Here is a 16,182-nt window from a genome sequence, read left to right on the forward strand (position 1 = left end):
CGCGTGCGGCTCCGGCGACGCCCGCCGTTGTCCTTCGAGCTTTGCACCGACGTCACGGTGCGTCCATACGTCGTACGCGCGGGGGCGGCGGTTCCGGCCGCCCGGCCGGCGGGGCGGGGCCGACGGCGAGGGCGGCGGGGCGGGCCCGACGGCGAGGGCGGCGGAGAGCGGCACGGCAGGCGGCGGGTGCCGACCGGGGCGGGCGGCGGGCTCCGGCGACGCGTCCGGCGGGTGCCGCCGCTGCCGCGAGGGCCCGCCTGGCTACGATGGGCGAGCCGGTGGTCGTAGGGGCCGCGCGGCCCACCGAACCTCGGGAAGGCCACAGGGCCATGCTGAACAAGTACGCGCGTGCTTTCTTCACGCGTGTCCTCACACCGTTCGCCGCGTTTCTGCTCCGACGGGGGGTGAGCCCCGACACCGTCACGCTCATCGGCACCGCCGGCGTCGTGGCCGGCGCGCTGGTCTTCTTTCCCCGCGGGGAATTCTTCTGGGGCACGATCGTCATCACGCTGTTCGTCTTCTCGGACCTCGTCGACGGCAACATGGCCCGCCAGGCCGGCCTCTCCAGCCGGTGGGGCGCCTTCCTCGACTCGACCCTCGACCGGGTCGCCGACGGGGCGATCTTCGGCGGCTTCGCCCTCTGGTACGCGGGCAAGGGCGACGACAACATCCTGTGCGCCGTCGCGATCTTCTGCCTGGCCAGCGGCCAGGTGGTGTCCTACACCAAGGCCCGCGGCGAATCGATTGGCCTTCCGGTGGCCGTCAACGGGCTCGTCGAGCGGGCCGAGCGGCTCGTGATCTCGCTGGTCGCGGCCGGCCTCGCCGGACTGCACACCTTCGGCGTGCCCGGCGTCCAGGTCCTGCTGCCCATCGCCCTGTGGATCGTCGCGGTCGGCTCGGCCGTTACCCTGGGCCAGCGGGTCGTGACCGTACGCAGGGAGTCGGCGGAGGCGGACGCCGCCGCCCGGGGGAGCGAGGCGACGTCATGAGCGGATCGTCCGACAGGTTCGGCGGACTCAGGGACAAGGTGACCGACGGGCTGTACGGGCTCGGCTGGGCCACGGTGAAGAAGCTGCCCGAGCCGGTGGCCAGGGGCCTCGGCCGGCGGATCGCCGACACGGCGTGGAAACGGCGCGGGAAGAGCGTGCTGCGGCTGGAGTCCAACCTCGCGCGGGTCGTCCCCGACGCCTCCCCGCAGCGCCTCGCCGAGCTCTCCCGGGCCGGCATGCGCTCGTACATGCGCTACTGGATGGAGTCCTTCCGGCTGCCGACCTGGAGCAGGAAACGGGCGGCGAGCAGCTTCGACCCCAAGGACATCCACCACCTCACGGACGGACTCGCCTCTGGGCGCGGTGTCGTCCTCGCCCTGCCCCACATGGCGAACTGGGACCTCGCGGGGGTCTGGGTGACCCGGGCGCTCGGCGTGCCGTTCACCACCGTCGCCGAGCGGCTCAAGCCCGAGACGCTGTACGACCGGTTCGTCGCCTACCGCGAGTCCCTCGGCATGGAGGTCCTGCCGCACACCGGCGGCTCCGCCTTCGGCACCCTCGCGCGCCGGCTGCGGGCCGGCGGCCTGGTCTGCCTCGTCGCCGACCGCGACCTGTCCGCCTCCGGCGTCGAGGTCTCCTTCTTCGGCGAGCCCGCGCGGATGCCGGCCGGGCCCGCGATACTCGCCCAGCAGACCGGGGCGCTGCTGCTGCCCGTGACGCTCTGGTACGACGACACCGATGTCATGCGCGGCCAGGTGCACGCGCCGATCGACGTGCCCGAGTCGGGCACGCGCGCCGAGAAGACGTCCGTCATGACCCAGGCCCTCGCCGACGTCTTCGCCGGGGGCATCGCGGACCACCCGGAGGACTGGCACATGCTGCAGCGACTGTGGTCGGCGGACCTGGAGCAGCGACAGGAGGGCGGGACGGCGTGAGGATCGGCATCGTCTGCCCGTACTCCTGGGACGTCCCGGGCGGCGTCCAGTTCCACATCCGCGACCTGGCCGAGCACCTCGTCCGGCTCGGCCACGAGGTGTCCGTCCTCGCGCCCGCCGACGACGAGACCCCACTCCCGCCGTACGTCGTGTCGGCCGGCCGCGCCGTCCCCGTCCCGTACAACGGCTCCGTCGCGCGCCTCAACTTCGGCTTCCTCTCCGCCGCGCGGGTCCGCCGCTGGCTGCACGAGGGCACCTTCGACGTGGTCCACATCCACGAGCCGACGTCCCCGTCGCTCGGGTTGCTCACCTGCTGGGCCGCGCAGGGGCCGATCGTGGCCACCTTCCACACGTCCAACCCGCGCTCGCGCGCCATGATCGCCGCGTACCCGATCCTCCAGCCCGCCCTGGAGAAGATCAGCGCGCGGATCGCCGTGAGCGAGTACGCGCGCCGCACGCTGGTCGAGCACCTCGGCGGCGACGCGGTCGTCATCCCCAACGGCGTCGACGTCGACTTCTTCGCGCGCGCCGAGCCGAAGAAGGAGTGGCAGGGCGGCACCCTCGGCTTCATCGGACGGATCGACGAGCCGCGCAAGGGCCTGCCGGTCCTCATGAAGGCCCTCCCGAAGATCCTCACGGAACGCCCCGACACCCGGCTGCTCGTGGCCGGGCGCGGCGACGAGGAGGAGGCCGTGGCCTCGCTGCCGCGCGAGATGCGGTCGCGGGTCGAGTTCCTCGGCATGGTCAGCGACGAGGACAAGGCGCGGCTGCTGCGCAGCGTCGACGTGTACGTGGCGCCCAACACGGGCGGCGAGAGCTTCGGCATCATCCTCGTCGAGGCCCTGTCGGCCGGCGCGCCGGTGCTCGCCGCCGACCTCGACGCCTTCGCCCAGGTCCTCGACCAGGGCGCGGCGGGCGAGCTCTTCGCCAACGAGGACGCCGACGACCTCGCCGACCGGGCCGTCCGCCTCCTCGGCGACGAGGCCCGCCGCGACGAACTCCGCGTCCGGGGCTCGGCCCACGTCCGCCGCTTCGACTGGTCGACCGTCGGCGCGGACATCCTCGCCGTCTACGAGACGGTCACGGACGGCGCGGCGTCGGTGGCGACGGACGAGCGCGCGAGCGGCGGCCTGCGGGCGAGGCTGGGCCTGTAGGCCCGGGGCCCCTCCCCGCCGGAAGCCGTGACGAGCACGAAGGGGCCGACCCGTGTGAGGGCCGGCCCCTTCGGCCTTGTCCGCGGCCGTGTCCGCGGCCCTGTCCGCGTCCGTGTTCGCGTCCGCTCCGTGTCCGGGGACCGGGGTGGGGGACTAGAAGCCCTTCACCACCCAGTCCTGGGCGTCGGGAGTGGGGCTGCCATGGGTCCACAGGGTCAGCCATACGCCGTTGTTCAGGGAGTTGCCCTTCGGCGTGATGGCCTTGCCGTAGGCGTTCACGGCGCTGCCGTCGGCCGACGGCGAGAACCGCTGGACGTCACTGGCCGGATTGCACGTCCAGAGGGTCAGCAGCGCGCCGTTGGTGTCGGCGCCGTTCGCCTCGGGGGTGATGCACTTGCCGCTCGCCTTGTGGACGATCAGGCCGTTCTCGTACTTCCACCGCTGCACGTCCGATCCCGTGCAGGTCCACACGGTGATCGGAGTGCCGTTGGCGGTGCCGTTGCCCTGGGGCGTCGCGCAGACGGAGCCCGCCACGTGGAAGTTGGTGAGCCAGCTCCAGCCGTCGACGGGCTTGCCGGCGTCGGGCTCGATGTCGAACACGACCCTGCGCGGCCCGGTGGAATCCACCAGGGCCTCGTTGGCGCCCCAGAGCCGCTTGGCGAGGGGGTCCCAGGACAGGCCCTGGGTCAGCTGCGGCGCCTGGGTGAGGACGTGCGGCGCCTCGCCGGGCTTGGCCACGTGGATGCAGGAGTAGAGCGCGGTGCCGCCCGGCCAGTACTCCGGGCAGGTGCCGCTCATGTAGTAGTTGGTGCCGTCCGTGGCGGTGCCCTGGATGCCCCACACGGGAGAGGTGTAGCCCGTGGTCTCCGAGGCGACCGTGGCGGGCAGGCCGGTGCCGAGGGTCGACAGCGGCCAGCGGACGATGCGGGCGCCGCCCTGGCTCCTGTTCTCCACCGAGACCAGGGCCGGCGTCGCGCCCGAGCGGTCGATGCTCAGGCTGCTCAGGCACAGCTCGTTGGCGACCGACGGACCGCAGGCGCGGGGGCTGTTGTTGACGTAGGCCGTGGAGAGGGCGTCGACCGCGGCGCTGCTGACGGTGCTGTAGCGGGCGACGAGCGGCATCGCCCAGAGGTGGTAGCGGGCGGAGGTCTTGCCCGCCGAGATGCCGGTGAGGGCGCTCGTGGTGTCGGTCATGCGCCACATCCGCGTCAGGTCGAAGACCTGGAGTTCCGCGCCGTTGGCGACGAACAGCCGGTTGCCGTACCAGGCGACGCCGTCCGCGTGCGAGGGGTACGCGAGCTGCTTGAAGTTGCCGGCGATCGGCTCCACGAGCGCGATGTGGCCGTACCGGACCTGGCCGCCGGCCGACTCGGCGATCGTGACCCGCGCGTAGTCCTCGACGGTCGTCGGAGTGCGGTCCGAGACGTACGTGCCGTGGTACCAGGAGGTGGCCGTGAGGGACCGGCCCGCATACAGCCCGTCGGCGGTGGCGGCATGGGAACCGGCGAAGCCCTGCGGCATCCAACCGCCGCCGGCGTCGGCGTAGTTCGACCGGTCGTCCTCGTCGTCCCAGCAGAACCCGTCGGGCTTGAGGGCGCCGTTCAGAGCGGTGGCGTGACACAGCCCCGGGCGCCCGGTGCGGGCGCCCAGGACATCGGTGACGGACGCCCTGGCGACTCCGGAGGCCTCGGCGGAGTCGATGAGAGCCGTCTTGTCGCCGTCCACGCGGGTGAGCCTGAAGTTCGCGGCGAACGGGTCGAGGCCCGAGGCGGCCTGCGCGGGCTGGGCGGGAAGCAGGACGGAGGCGGCCACGGCCGCACCGAGGGCGAGCCGGGCGACACGGCCACTTCGTCCGAACATGAGTTTCATTCGGGCAGGCTAACCGCGGCCGGCCTCTCATGATCATCTCCTTCACCAGGTCTTCACGCGGCTCTTCCGGCAGGTCACGGCGTCGCCCGGAGTCGGCGCCGTGAGTCCGAGGTGCGAAGCTGGGCCGGTTCGGTTCCGCGCTCGGCCGGCCCGTGGCAGCCTGGGCCGATGATCTCCGTCGAGCGCCTCGATCTCGGACACTTCGTCCGCCCCGCCCAGGAGTGGGGCGGCCCCCACGACCGTGAGGAGCCCGTGCTCGCGTACCTCGTGCGCCACGACGGCGGGCGCCTGCTCTTCGACACCGGCATGGGGACCGGGTCCCCGGAGACCGACGCGCACTACCGGCCGGTGCGCAGGGCGCTGGGCGTCCGGCCCGAGGACGTCGACGTGGTGGTCAACTCGCACCTGCACTTCGACCACATAGGCGGCAACCAGCGCTTCCCCGACACCCCCGTCCTCGTGCAGCGCGAGGAGCTCGCCACCGCCCTCGCCGGCGGCTACACCATCGACTCCCTGCTGCCCGGCGTCCGGTACGAGGAGATCGAGGGGGAGTACGAGGTCGCGAAGGGGGTGCTGGTGCTGCCGACGCCAGGCCACACCGAGGGCCACCAGTCCGTGGTGCTCGACCAGGGGGACCGCCTCACCGTGCTCGCCGGCCAGGCCTACGACTTCGCGCACGAGTTCGGCACGCCGTACCGGCCCTGGGTCGGGCGGATCGGGGAGCTCGCCGCCGGGCGCGACGTGCGGGTCCTGTTCGCGCACGACGTGGAGGTGTGGGAAGGGCGGCTGCCGGCGCCCCGGTAGCCTGTGCGCCCGTGACCGAAACGCTGATCTGGACCGTCGTCGCGCTGATTCTCGTCGGCGTCTATCTGAGCTGGACCGCCGGCCGGCTCGACCGGCTGCACACCCGGATCGACGCCGCGCGCGCCGCGCTCGACGCGCAGCTGCTGCGGCGGGCCTCGGTCGCCCAGGAGCTCGCCACGTCGGGGGTGCTCGATCCGGCGGCGTCGATCGTGCTGTACGAGGCCGCCCACGCGGCCCGCCAGGCCGAGGAGGACCAGCGCGAGGTCGCCGAGAGCGAGCTCAGCCAGGCGCTGCGCGCGGTGTTCGGCGAGCCGGAGCAGGTCGAGCTGGTCCGCGCGGCGCCCGGCGGCGAGGAGGCGGCGGGAGAGCTGGCGGCGGCCGTGCGCCGCGTCCCGATGGCCCGGCGGTTCCACAACGACGCCGTGCGGGCGGCCCGGGCGCTGCGCCGGCACCGGAAGGTGCGCTGGTTCCGGCTGGCAGGCCACGCGCCTTTCCCGCTGGCCTTCGAAATGGATGACGAACCGCCCGTCGCGCTTGCGGATCGGCCCGTCTGACCGGCCTCTGCCTTCGTAATCCGCGAAAACGAGCCACCGGATACACATTGGCCCTTGCTGTGGACCGCGCGTGGCCTGTTTCCTCGCTCTAGTCGTCAACCCCGTTGTCACGAGTGAGGTACCCCGTGTCCACCACGCCTTCCACCACCCCGCAGTCCTCCGAGACCGGCACCGCCCGTGTCAAGCGCGGCATGGCCGAGCAGCTCAAGGGCGGCGTGATCATGGACGTCGTCACCCCGGAGCAGGCGAAGATCGCCGAGGACGCGGGTGCCGTGGCCGTCATGGCCCTCGAGCGGGTCCCGGCCGACATCCGCAAGGACGGCGGCGTGGCCCGCATGTCCGACCCGGACATGATCGAGGGCATCATCAACGCCGTGTCCATCCCGGTCATGGCCAAGTCCCGCATCGGCCACTTCGTCGAGGCGCAGGTCCTGCAGTCGCTGGGCGTGGACTACATCGACGAGTCCGAGGTGCTCACCCCGGCCGACGAGGTCAACCACTCCGACAAGTGGGCCTTCACCACCCCCTTCGTCTGTGGCGCCACCAACCTGGGCGAGGCCCTCCGCCGCATCGCCGAAGGCGCGGCCATGATCCGCTCCAAGGGCGAGGCCGGCACCGGCAACGTCGTCGAGGCCGTCCGCCACCTGCGCCAGATCAAGAACGAGATCGCCAAGCTGCGCGGCTTCGACAACAACGAGCTGTACGCCGCCGCCAAGGAGCTGCGCGCCCCCTACGAGCTCGTCAAGGAGGTCGCCGAGCTCGGCAAGCTGCCCGTCGTGCTGTTCTCCGCCGGCGGTGTGGCCACCCCGGCCGACGCCGCGCTGATGCGCCAGCTCGGCGCCGAGGGCGTCTTCGTCGGCTCCGGCATCTTCAAGTCGGGCGACCCGGCCAAGCGCGCCGCCGCCATCGTGAAGGCCACCACCTTCTACGACGACCCGAAGATCATCGCGGACGCCTCCCGCAACCTGGGCGAGGCCATGGTCGGCATCAACTGCGACACCCTGCCCGAGGCCGAGCGCTACGCGAACCGGGGCTGGTAAGCACCCATGAGCACTCCCGTCATTGGTGTCCTGGCGCTCCAGGGCGACGTACGGGAGCACCTGATCGCCCTGGCCGCGGCTGACGCCGTGGCCAGGCCCGTCAGGCGCCCCGAGGAACTCGCCGAGATCGACGGCCTGGTCATCCCCGGTGGTGAGTCCACCACCATCTCCAAGCTCGCCGTGCTGTTCGGGGTCATGGAGCCGCTGCGTGAGCGGATCGCCGCGGGCATGCCGGTGTACGGCACCTGCGCCGGTCTGATCATGCTGGCCGACAAGATCCTCGACCCGCGTTCGGGCCAGGAGACCTTCGGCGGCATCGACATGATCGTGCGCCGCAACGCCTTCGGGCGGCAGAACGAGTCCTTCGAGGCGGGCGTCACCGTGGCCGGCATCGACTCTCCCGTCGAGGGCGTCTTCATCCGCGCCCCGTGGGTCGAGTCCGTCGGCGCCCAGGTCGAGGTCCTCGCCGAGCACGACGGCCACATCGTCGCCGTGCGACAGGGCCGCGCGCTGGCCACCTCGTTCCACCCCGAGCTCACCGGCGATCACCGGATCCACCAGCTGTTCGTGGACATGGTGCGCGCCGAGCGGTGAGCCGATCCTTGTAGGATCTCTGGGGTTCGTTCAGAAATGGGTTACGCGAAGGAGACAGGCAGATGTCCGGCCACTCTAAATGGGCTACGACGAAGCACAAGAAGGCCGTGATCGACGCCAAGCGCGGCAAGCTCTTCGCGAAGCTGATCAAGAACATCGAGGTCGCGGCCCGCACCGGCGGTGCCGATCCGGACGGCAACCCGACGCTGTTCGACGCCATCCAGAAGGCGAAGAAGCAGTCGGTTCCGAACAAGAACATCGACTCGGCCGTCAAGCGCGGCGGCGGCCTCGAGGCCGGCGGCGTCGACTACGCGACGATCATGTACGAGGGCTACGGCCCGAACGGTGTCGCGGTGCTCATCGAGTGCCTCACCGACAACCGCAACCGCGCCGCCTCCGACGTGCGCGTCGCCATGACCCGCAACGGCGGCTCCATGGCCGACCCCGGCTCGGTGTCGTACCTGTTCAACCGCAAGGGCGTCGTCGTGCTGCCCAAGGGCGAGCTGACCGAGGACGACGTCCTGGGTGCCGTCCTCGACGCGGGCGCCGAGGAGGTCAACGACCTCGGCGACAACTTCGAGGTCATCAGCGAGGCCACCGACCTGGTCGCGGTCCGTACCGCGCTCCAGGAGGCCGGCATCGACTACGACTCGGCCGAGTCCAGCTTCGTCCCGACCATGCAGGTCGAGCTCGACGAGGAGGGCGCGCGCAAGATGTTCAAGCTGATCGACGCCCTGGAGGACAGCGACGACGTCCAGAACGTCTTCGCCAACTTCGACGTCAGCGACGAGGTCATGGAGAAGGTCGACGCCTGACGAAGGCCTCGCACCCGTCCGACGCGAACGGCCGGACCGGCGGAGTATCCGCCGGTCCGGCCGTTCGCGTCGGAGGGTCCGGGTGGGCTGCCGGGTCCGTGTCCCGAACGGAGAGCGGCCCGCCGGAACACCGGCGGGCCGCTCTTTTCGACATCCCCGCCGAGTCAGTGGTCAGCGGGACGCGGGATCACGTTCAGTCGACCCGCTTGAAGTCGCCCGAGTTCTTGACGCTGCCCGAGGCCCCGCCCTTGGCGGTGACCTTCTTCATCCGGCTCGTGCTGCCGTCCTGCCACCAGATGTTGATGGTGGACTCGTAGGAGCAGGTGTTGTGCCAGTACACCGTGGTGGTGGTCCAGCCCTCGGCCCAGGACCAGGTGAAGCAGCCGGTCTTCCCCCGGTGGATGTCCGAGGAGGCCGCCTGGGCGGGCGAGCTGAGGCCGACCGTGGCGAGAGCGAGCGCGGCGCCCGTGACGCCGATCTTGGACATGCGACGCATGTGTATCCCCCTGCTGAAGTGGTGTGCTCGGGAATGAGCAATTGGTCGAACGTGCACACGTCGGTCAAACGTGCGAACGTTCGTGATCATAGGCAGGTGTCGATCATGGAGGCAAAGCGGAAAACGGCCCTCAGGCGTCGCCGCGTCGGCTCGCGAGGCCGCCGGACCGCGTGGTCGGCCGTGGTGTCAGTGGCAGCCGGTAGCCTTCAGGCGGTTGCCGACAGGGAGGAGGGGCTGTGCGTGTCTTGGGTGTCGACCCCGGACTGACGAGGTGCGGAGTCGGAGTCGTCGAGGGCGTGGCCGGGCGCCCTCTGACCATGCTCGGCGTCGGCGTCGTCCGCACGCTCCCCGACGCCGACATCGGCACCCGCCTGGTCGGAATCGAGCGCGGCCTCGAGGAGTGGATCGACCGCTTCCAGCCCGAACTCGTCGCCGTGGAACGGGTGTTCAGTCAGCACAACGTGCGTACGGTGATGGGCACGGCGCAGGCCAGCGCCGTCGCCATGCTGTGCGCCGCCCGCCGCGGACTGCCGGTCGCCCTGCACACCCCCAGCGAGGTCAAGGCCGCCGTCACCGGCAGCGGACGTGCCGACAAGGCCCAGGTCGGGGCCATGGTCACCCGGCTGCTCCGGCTCTCCGCGCCGCCCAAGCCCGCCGACGCCGCCGACGCCCTCGCGCTCGCCATCTGCCACATCTGGCGGGCGCCCGCCCAGAACCGCCTCCAGCAGGCCGCCGCCCTGCACGCCTCGAAAGGCCGCACGTCATGATCGCCTTCGTCAGCGGCCCGGTGGCCGCCCTCGCCCCCACCACCGCCGTCGTCGAGGTGGGCGGCGTGGGGATGGCCGTCCAGTGCACCCCGAACACGATCGCCGGCCTGCGCCTCGGCGAGCACGCGCGGCTCGCCACCTCCCTGGTCGTCCGGGAGGACTCGCTGACCCTGTACGGCTTCGCCGACGACGACGAGCGGCAGGTCTTCGAGCTGCTGCAGACCGCCAGCGGCGTCGGGCCGCGGCTCGCCCAGGCGATGCTCGGGGTGCACAGCCCCGACGCGCTGCGGCTCGCCGTCTCCACCGGGGACGAGAAGGCGCTGACCGCGGTGCCGGGCATCGGCAAGAAGGGCGCCCAGAAGCTCCTCCTCGAACTGAAGGACAAGCTCGGCGCGCCGCTCGGCAGCAGCGGCCTCGTCGGGCAGCAGCGCGCGGTCGCCGCCGGTCCCGCCCCCTGGACCGAGCAGCTCTCCGCCGCGCTCGTCGGCCTCGGCTACGCGAGCCGCGAGGCCGAGGAGGCCGTCGCCGCCGTCACGCCGCAGGCCGAGGCCGCGCTCGCCGAGAGCGGCTCCGCGCCCGTCCCGCAGCTGCTGCGCGCCGCCCTGCAGACCCTCAACCGGGCCCGCTGAGCCGGCCGCCCCTTCCCCGTACGAGCGAAAAGGCAACCACCACCGTGAACTGGGACGACGAGCCGGCCGTGGCCGGCGAGGAGCGGATCGTCGGCGCCGCCGCCGAGGGCGACGACCAGGCCGTCGAGGCCGCGCTGCGCCCCAAGGACCTGGGCGAGTTCATCGGCCAGGAGAAGGTGCGCCAGCAGCTCGACCTGGTCCTCAAGGCCGCCCGCCAGCGCGGCGCCACCGCCGATCACGTGCTGCTCTCCGGCGCCCCGGGCCTCGGCAAGACCACCCTCTCGATGATCATCGCCGCCGAGATGAACGCGCCGATCCGGATCACCTCCGGCCCCGCCATCCAGCACGCCGGCGACCTCGCCGCGATCCTCTCCTCCCTCCAGGAGGGGGAGATCCTCTTCCTCGACGAGATCCACCGGATGTCCCGGCCCGCCGAGGAGATGCTCTACATGGCGATGGAGGACTTCCGCGTCGACGTCATCGTCGGCAAGGGCCCCGGCGCCACCGCCATCCCGCTCGACCTGCCGCCCTTCACCCTGGTCGGCGCCACCACCCGGGCCGGGCTCCTGCCGCCCCCGCTGCGCGACCGTTTCGGCTTCACCGCCCACATGGAGTTCTACGAGCCGCACGAGCTGGAGCGGGTCGTCACCCGCTCCGCCGGACTCCTCGACGTGGAGATCGACCCGGCCGGCGCCGCCGAGATCGCCAGCCGCTCCCGCGGCACCCCGCGCATCGCCAACCGGCTGCTCCGCCGGGTCCGGGACTACGCACAGGTCAGGGCCGACGGAGTGATCACCCGGGAGATCGCCGCCGCCGCCCTCGGCGTGTACGAGGTCGACAGCCGCGGCCTCGACCGCCTCGACCGAGCCGTCCTCGAGGCGCTGCTCAAGCTCTTCGGCGGTGGACCGGTCGGTCTGTCCACCCTCGCGGTGGCCGTGGGGGAGGAGCGCGAGACCGTCGAGGAGGTCGCCGAGCCCTTCCTCGTACGGGAGGGTCTGCTGGCGCGCACACCGCGCGGACGGGTCGCCACTCCGGCGGCCTGGAGCCACCTCGGACTGGTTCCGCCGCAGGCAGCGGGCCCGGGACCGGCGGGATCGGGACAACAGGGGCTCTTCGGGGCGTGACCCCCGGGTGTGAGGCGACCGACGGCGCGGATACTCGCCTCACCAGGAACCACGGTGCGATGCTGGGCGTTGTTCCATCGATGCGGACTCGCCTAGACTCCGCCGGTGCCGCCCTTTCTGGTCGGCGTACCCACCCCCGAAGATCAGGCCGCGGTTCCTCCGCGACCGTGCGAAGGAAACCCGTCCCGTGAACATCGTGACCCTCCTCCCCTTCATCGTCCTCATCGGGGCCATGTTCCTGATGACCCGCTCCGCCAAGAAGAAGCAGGCGCAGGCGGCGCAGATGCGCAACGAGATGCAGCCCGGCACCGGCGTGCGCACCATCGGGGGGATGTACGCCACCGTCAAGGAGATCGGCGACGAGACCGTCCTCCTCGAGGTCGCGCCGGGCGTGCACGCCGTCTACGCCAAGAACGCGATCGGCGCGGTCCTGGAGGACTCCGAGTACAACCGCATCGTCCACGGCGACGACGACAGCGACACCGTCGTCCCGGACGACGCGTCCTCGCTCACCGAGGTCGCCGACGACGCCGAGGGTCAGGAGGGGGCGGCCAAGGCCGACCTGACCAAGAAGGACGCCGCCGAGGCGGCCGACTCCGAGGTCGAGAAGGACGGCAAGGCCGACGGGGAGACCGAGGCGAAGTAATCGCCCCGGGGCAGCCGCGGACGCCTACCGGCGTCCGCCGCCCCGGACCGGTTCGTCTGCGGGGGCAGGTCCCCACACACACTTCGTGGCCGTCTCGCGCCCACCCGGCGCAGGGCGGTTTGGACAGGGAGAAACGACAAGGTGGCAGCACCGAAGAAGGGCCGAAGGCCGGCGGGGGGCCAGAGCCGGCCGGGCCGCGCCCTGGCACTCATTCTGATCGCCATGGTCGCGCTCACCGGCGGCATGTTCTGGTCGGGGCACACCACCCCGCGCCTGGGCATCGACCTCGCCGGCGGCACGTCGATCACGCTCAAGGCGAAGGCGGAGCCGGGCAAGGAGTCCGCCGTCAACGAGACCAACATGAACACCGCCGTCGGCATCATCGACCGGCGTGTGAACGGTCTGGGTGTCTCCGAGGCCGAGGTCCAGACGCAGGGCCGCGAGAACATCATCGTGAACATCCCGCGAGGGACGAACGAGAAGCAGGCTCGCGAGCAGGTCGGCACCACCGCCCAGCTGTACTTCCGGCCCGTCCTGGCGGTCGCCGCCGGCCAGCCCGCGCCGAACCCGAGCGCCACGCCGAGCGGCTCCGCCACCCCGTCCGCGAAGCCCTCGGGCGCCACCGCGGACAAGGGCAAGGGCGACGCGTCGGCGAAGCCGACCGCGACCGCCTCCAGCAAGGGCCGGGTGGTCTCCGAGGCCCTGAAGGCCCCGAGCCCGACGCCCACCGCGAGCTCCTCCGCGTCGCCGAAGGCCACCACGCCGCCGGCCACCACGCCGCCGGCCGACGCGGCCACCGCGAAGCTGCAGCAGGACTTCGCCACGCTCGACTGCACCCCCAAGGCGGGTAAGTCCGGCGGCAAGAAGGTCGTGCCCAACCCCGCCCGCACCGTTCCGGCGGATCAGCCGACCGTCGCGTGCGGCGCCGAGGGCGACGCCAAGTACCTCCTCGGCCCGGCCGAGGTCGACGGCAAGGACGTCGACGACGCCAAGGGCGTCTTCGACCAGCAGCGCGGCATGTGGATCGTCACCATGGACTTCACGGACTCCGGTTCGAAGAAGTTCCAGAAGATCACCAGCAAGCTGTCGCAGCAGACCGAGCCGCAGAACCAGTTCGCCATCGTCCTCGACGGCGAGGTCGTCTCGGCCCCGTCCGTGCGCCAGACGCTGAGCGCCAGCGCCGAGATCTCCGGCAGCTTCAACCAGCAGTCGGCCCAGGACCTCGGCAACATCCTGTCCTACGGTGCCCTGCCGCTGTCCTTCGACACCCAGAGCGTCGACACCGTCACCGCCGCCCTCGGCGGCGAGCAGCTCCAGGCCGGTCTGATCGCCGGCGCCATCGGCCTCGCCCTGGTCATCCTGTACCTGGTGGTCTACTACCGGGGCCTGTCGATCATCGCTATCGCGAGCCTCGGCGTCTCGGCCGTGCTCACCTACGTGATCATGTCGCTGCTCGGCCCCACCATCGGCTTCGCGCTGAACCTGCCGGCCGTCTGCGGTGCCATCGTGGCCATCGGTATCACCGCCGACTCGTTCATCGTGTACTTCGAGCGCATCCGCGACGAGATCCGCGAGGGCCGCACCCTGCGCCCGGCCGTCGAGCGCGCCTGGCCGCGGGCCCGCCGCACCATCCTGGTCTCCGACTTCGTGTCGTTCCTCGCCGCCGCGGTGCTCTTCATCGTCACCGTCGGCAAGGTCCAGGGCTTCGCCTTCACCCTCGGTCTGACCACGCTGCTCGACATCGTGGTGGTGTTCCTCTTCACCAAGCCGGTGATGACGCTCCTCGCCCGCACGAAGTTCTTCGGCGACGGCCACAAGCTGTCCGGCCTCGACCCGAAGAGCCTCGGCGCCAAGCCGCCGCTGCGCCGTACGCGCCGCACCTCTGTCAATGCCGCTGGCCCTGTCGACCCGAAGGAGGCGTGAGATGTCGAAGCTCGGCGATCTCGGCGCCCGACTGCACCGCGGTGAGGTCGGCTACGACTTCATCGGCAACCGCCGCATCTGGTACGGCATCTCGATCCTGATCACCATCACGGCCATCGTCGCCCTCGCGGTGCGCGGCCTGAACATGGGCATCGAGTTCCAGGGCGGCGCGGTCTTCACCACCCCGAAGACGGACGTCTCCGTCTCGCAGGCCCAGGAGTACGCCGAGGAGGCCGCCGGCCACCCGGCGGTCGTCCAGCAGCTCGGCAGCGGCTCCCTGCGCATCCAGGTCGGCGGCCTCGACACCGCCAAGTCCGACCAGGTCCGCGCGGAGCTCGCCAAGGACCTCGACGTCGCCGAGTCGAAGATCGCGGCCGAGCTCGTCGGCCCGAGCTGGGGTGAGCAGATCGCCAACAAGGCCTGGACGGGCCTCGGGATCTTCATGATCCTCGTGGTGATCTACCTCGCCATCGCCTTCGAGTGGCGGATGGCCGTCGCGGCGCTCGTCGCACTGATCCACGACCTCACCATCACCGTCGGCATCTACTCGCTGGTCGGCTTCGAGGTCACGGTCGGTACGGTCATCGGTCTGCTGACGATCCTCGGTTACTCGCTCTACGACACGGTCGTCGTCTTCGACTCCCTCAAGGAGCAGACGAAGGGCATCACCAAGCAGACCCGCTGGACCTTCAGCGACGTCGCGAACCGCTCGATCAACAGCACCCTGGTCCGTTCGATCAACACCACGGTCGTGGCCCTGCTGCCGGTCGCCGGTCTGCTCTTCATCGGCGGCGGCGTCCTCGGCGCCGGCATGCTGAACGACATCTCCCTGTCGCTGTTCGTGGGTCTCGCCGCCGGCGCGTACTCCTCGATCTTCATCGCCACGCCGCTGGTCGCCGACCTCAAGGAGCGCGAGCCGGCCATGCAGGCCCTGAGGAAGCGCGTCATGGCCAAGCGGGCCGCCGCCGCCGCCAAGGGCGAGCCGCTCGACGACACGACGGACGCCGTCGTCGAGCCGGCCGTCGTCGGCCAGCACGGCCGCCGCGGCCGCTCCTCGGAGCGGCGCGGATGACCGCGGAGGCGCAGAGCACCACGGAGCTGCTCCTCAGCCGCATCCGGGACGTCCCCGACTACCCGAAGCCGGGGGTGCTGTTCAAGGACATCACCCCGCTGCTCGCGGACCCGGAGGCGTTCACGACGCTCACCGCCGCCCTCGCCGCGCTCTGCGCGGAGCAGGGCGCCACGAAGATCGTCGGCCTGGAGGCCCGCGGCTTCATCCTGGCCGCGCCGGTCGCCGTCCGCGCGGGACTCGGCTTCATCCCGGTCCGCAAGGCCGGGAAGCTGCCCGGGGCCACCCTGCGCCAGGCGTACGAGCTGGAGTACGGCACCGCCGAGATCGAGGTGCACGCCGAGGACCTGGCCGCGGGCGACCGCGTCATGGTCATCGACGACGTCCTCGCCACCGGCGGGACCGCCGAGGCCTCGATCGAGCTCATCCGGCGGGCCGGGGCCGAGGTCGCCGGCGTCGCGGTCCTCATGGAGCTGGGCTTCCTGCCCGGCCGGGCCCGTCTGGAGCCCGTCCTGGACGGCGCACCGCTGACCGCGCTGATCACCGTCTGACGGCAGCCGATCCACCCGCGAGGGGCGGCCCGGGGAATTCCCCGGGCCGCCCCCGTCGTTTTCCGGACAGGGCCCGAACGGGTCCCGGCGAAGCGCCGCGGGCGTCCCGGTGACGTCTCAGCCCTCAGGCACGTGAGCACAGGCGCTTCCAGGTCGATACGATGGCCTTTCCGGGCCTGACCGGGGGACCCGGAGATCTCCCCCAGACTCCGTCCGGGGGTAG

17 protein-coding genes are annotated in these 16,182 nt (G+C 71.6%); 15 read left to right on the plus strand and 2 right to left on the minus strand.

What is annotated here, in order from left to right:
• Positions 1-329 precede the first annotated feature (329 nt).
• Genes pgsA through ACIGXE_RS25965 form a run of 3 tightly spaced genes read left to right on the plus strand, consistent with a single transcriptional unit; the run spans position 330 to position 3,078 of the window.
• Positions 330-989: a phosphatidylinositol phosphate synthase gene (gene pgsA, locus ACIGXE_RS25955; protein ID WP_399751288.1), complete on the plus strand. Its 660-nt coding sequence runs from the start codon at positions 330-332 to the stop codon at positions 987-989.
• The gene (locus ACIGXE_RS25960) at positions 986-1,924 is read left to right on the plus strand and encodes a phosphatidylinositol mannoside acyltransferase (RefSeq protein WP_399751289.1); all 939 of its coding nucleotides are present in this window, start codon (positions 986-988) and stop codon (positions 1,922-1,924) included. The genes pgsA and ACIGXE_RS25960 overlap by 4 nt, the downstream gene beginning before the upstream one ends.
• Positions 1,921-3,078, plus strand: a complete 1,158-nt coding sequence (locus tag ACIGXE_RS25965) for a glycosyltransferase family 4 protein (protein WP_399751290.1) — start codon at positions 1,921-1,923, stop codon at positions 3,076-3,078. The genes ACIGXE_RS25960 and ACIGXE_RS25965 overlap by 4 nt, the downstream gene beginning before the upstream one ends.
• Positions 3,079-3,231: 153 nt before the next feature.
• Here the strand turns inward: ACIGXE_RS25965 and ACIGXE_RS25970 are convergent, their stop codons facing one another.
• Complete coding sequence (locus ACIGXE_RS25970) at positions 3,232-4,947, minus strand: ricin-type beta-trefoil lectin domain protein (RefSeq protein WP_399751291.1); 1,716 nt, start codon at positions 4,945-4,947, stop codon at positions 3,232-3,234.
• A gap of 168 nt (positions 4,948-5,115) precedes the next feature.
• Between ACIGXE_RS25970 and ACIGXE_RS25975 the strand changes: the two genes are divergently transcribed.
• From ACIGXE_RS25975 to ACIGXE_RS25995, 5 genes are all read left to right on the plus strand, one after another.
• Positions 5,116-5,751 (plus strand): N-acyl homoserine lactonase family protein, encoded by a 636-nt coding sequence (locus ACIGXE_RS25975; protein ID WP_399751292.1) that lies wholly within the window; start codon positions 5,116-5,118, stop codon positions 5,749-5,751.
• 11 nt (positions 5,752-5,762) lie between these two features.
• A complete protein-coding gene (locus ACIGXE_RS25980; RefSeq protein ID WP_399751293.1) occupies positions 5,763-6,305 on the plus strand; it encodes a hypothetical protein in 543 nt (180 codons plus the stop codon).
• Positions 6,306-6,430: 125 nt separating this feature from the next.
• The gene (gene pdxS / locus ACIGXE_RS25985; RefSeq protein ID WP_399751294.1) at positions 6,431-7,345 is read left to right on the plus strand and encodes a pyridoxal 5'-phosphate synthase lyase subunit PdxS; all 915 of its coding nucleotides are present in this window, start codon (positions 6,431-6,433) and stop codon (positions 7,343-7,345) included.
• Between the two features lie 6 nt (positions 7,346-7,351).
• Positions 7,352-7,939 (plus strand): pyridoxal 5'-phosphate synthase glutaminase subunit PdxT, encoded by a 588-nt coding sequence (pdxT, locus tag ACIGXE_RS25990; protein WP_399751295.1) that lies wholly within the window; start codon positions 7,352-7,354, stop codon positions 7,937-7,939.
• A 62-nt stretch (positions 7,940-8,001) separates the two neighbouring features.
• Positions 8,002-8,754: a YebC/PmpR family DNA-binding transcriptional regulator gene (locus tag ACIGXE_RS25995; RefSeq protein ID WP_399751296.1), complete on the plus strand. Its 753-nt coding sequence runs from the start codon at positions 8,002-8,004 to the stop codon at positions 8,752-8,754.
• A 193-nt stretch (positions 8,755-8,947) separates the two neighbouring features.
• On the opposite strand, the gene ACIGXE_RS26000 is transcribed toward ACIGXE_RS25995, so the two are convergent.
• On the minus strand, positions 8,948-9,241 hold the full coding sequence (locus ACIGXE_RS26000) for a hypothetical protein (protein WP_399751297.1): 294 nt from the start codon (positions 9,239-9,241) through the stop codon (positions 8,948-8,950).
• 245 nt (positions 9,242-9,486) lie between these two features.
• Between ACIGXE_RS26000 and ruvC the strand changes: the two genes are divergently transcribed.
• From ruvC to ACIGXE_RS26035, 7 genes are all read left to right on the plus strand, one after another.
• On the plus strand, positions 9,487-10,017 hold the full coding sequence (gene ruvC / locus ACIGXE_RS26005; protein WP_399751298.1) for a crossover junction endodeoxyribonuclease RuvC: 531 nt from the start codon (positions 9,487-9,489) through the stop codon (positions 10,015-10,017).
• Positions 10,014-10,646 (plus strand): Holliday junction branch migration protein RuvA, encoded by a 633-nt coding sequence (gene ruvA / locus ACIGXE_RS26010; protein WP_399751299.1) that lies wholly within the window; start codon positions 10,014-10,016, stop codon positions 10,644-10,646. The genes ruvC and ruvA overlap by 4 nt, the downstream gene beginning before the upstream one ends.
• 44 nt (positions 10,647-10,690) lie before the next feature.
• Positions 10,691-11,770, plus strand: coding sequence for a Holliday junction branch migration DNA helicase RuvB (ruvB, locus tag ACIGXE_RS26015; protein WP_399751300.1), 1,080 nt, complete (start codon positions 10,691-10,693; stop codon positions 11,768-11,770).
• A gap of 187 nt (positions 11,771-11,957) precedes the next feature.
• Positions 11,958-12,416, plus strand: a complete 459-nt coding sequence (yajC, locus tag ACIGXE_RS26020; RefSeq protein WP_399751301.1) for a preprotein translocase subunit YajC — start codon at positions 11,958-11,960, stop codon at positions 12,414-12,416.
• Between the two features lie 141 nt (positions 12,417-12,557).
• Complete coding sequence (secD, locus tag ACIGXE_RS26025) at positions 12,558-14,339, plus strand: protein translocase subunit SecD (RefSeq protein WP_399751302.1); 1,782 nt, start codon at positions 12,558-12,560, stop codon at positions 14,337-14,339.
• 1 nt (position 14,340) lies between these two features.
• The gene (gene secF / locus ACIGXE_RS26030; protein ID WP_399751303.1) at positions 14,341-15,411 is read left to right on the plus strand and encodes a protein translocase subunit SecF; all 1,071 of its coding nucleotides are present in this window, start codon (positions 14,341-14,343) and stop codon (positions 15,409-15,411) included.
• Entirely contained in the window at positions 15,408-15,959 is a 552-nt protein-coding gene (locus tag ACIGXE_RS26035; RefSeq protein ID WP_399751304.1) for an adenine phosphoribosyltransferase, read from the plus strand. Before secF ends, ACIGXE_RS26035 begins: the two co-directional genes overlap by 4 nt.
• Positions 15,960-16,182 lie beyond the last annotated feature (223 nt).

The organism is Streptomyces sp. NPDC053431, assembly GCF_044544925.1.
Classification (GTDB): domain Bacteria; phylum Actinomycetota; class Actinomycetes; order Streptomycetales; family Streptomycetaceae; genus Streptomyces.

What these genes read in the sequence shown, in the direction of transcription:
- secF (WP_399751303.1), top strand. Translation starts at nt 14,341, where the DNA reads ATGTCGAAGCTCGGCGATCTCGGCGCCCGACTGCACCGCGGTGAGGTC.
- ACIGXE_RS26000 (WP_399751297.1), bottom strand. Translation starts at nt 9,241, where the DNA reads ATGTCCAAGATCGGCGTCACGGGCGCCGCGCTCGCTCTCGCCACGGTC.
- pdxT (WP_399751295.1), top strand. Translation starts at nt 7,352, where the DNA reads ATGAGCACTCCCGTCATTGGTGTCCTGGCGCTCCAGGGCGACGTACGG.
- ACIGXE_RS25975 (WP_399751292.1), top strand. Translation starts at nt 5,116, where the DNA reads ATGATCTCCGTCGAGCGCCTCGATCTCGGACACTTCGTCCGCCCCGCC.
- ACIGXE_RS25970 (WP_399751291.1), bottom strand. Translation starts at nt 4,947, where the DNA reads ATGAAACTCATGTTCGGACGAAGTGGCCGTGTCGCCCGGCTCGCCCTC.
- pgsA (WP_399751288.1), top strand. Translation starts at nt 330, where the DNA reads ATGCTGAACAAGTACGCGCGTGCTTTCTTCACGCGTGTCCTCACACCG.
- ACIGXE_RS25995 (WP_399751296.1), top strand. Translation starts at nt 8,002, where the DNA reads ATGTCCGGCCACTCTAAATGGGCTACGACGAAGCACAAGAAGGCCGTG.
- ACIGXE_RS26035 (WP_399751304.1), top strand. Translation starts at nt 15,408, where the DNA reads ATGACCGCGGAGGCGCAGAGCACCACGGAGCTGCTCCTCAGCCGCATC.
- ACIGXE_RS25960 (WP_399751289.1), top strand. Translation starts at nt 986, where the DNA reads ATGAGCGGATCGTCCGACAGGTTCGGCGGACTCAGGGACAAGGTGACC.
- ruvA (WP_399751299.1), top strand. Translation starts at nt 10,014, where the DNA reads ATGATCGCCTTCGTCAGCGGCCCGGTGGCCGCCCTCGCCCCCACCACC.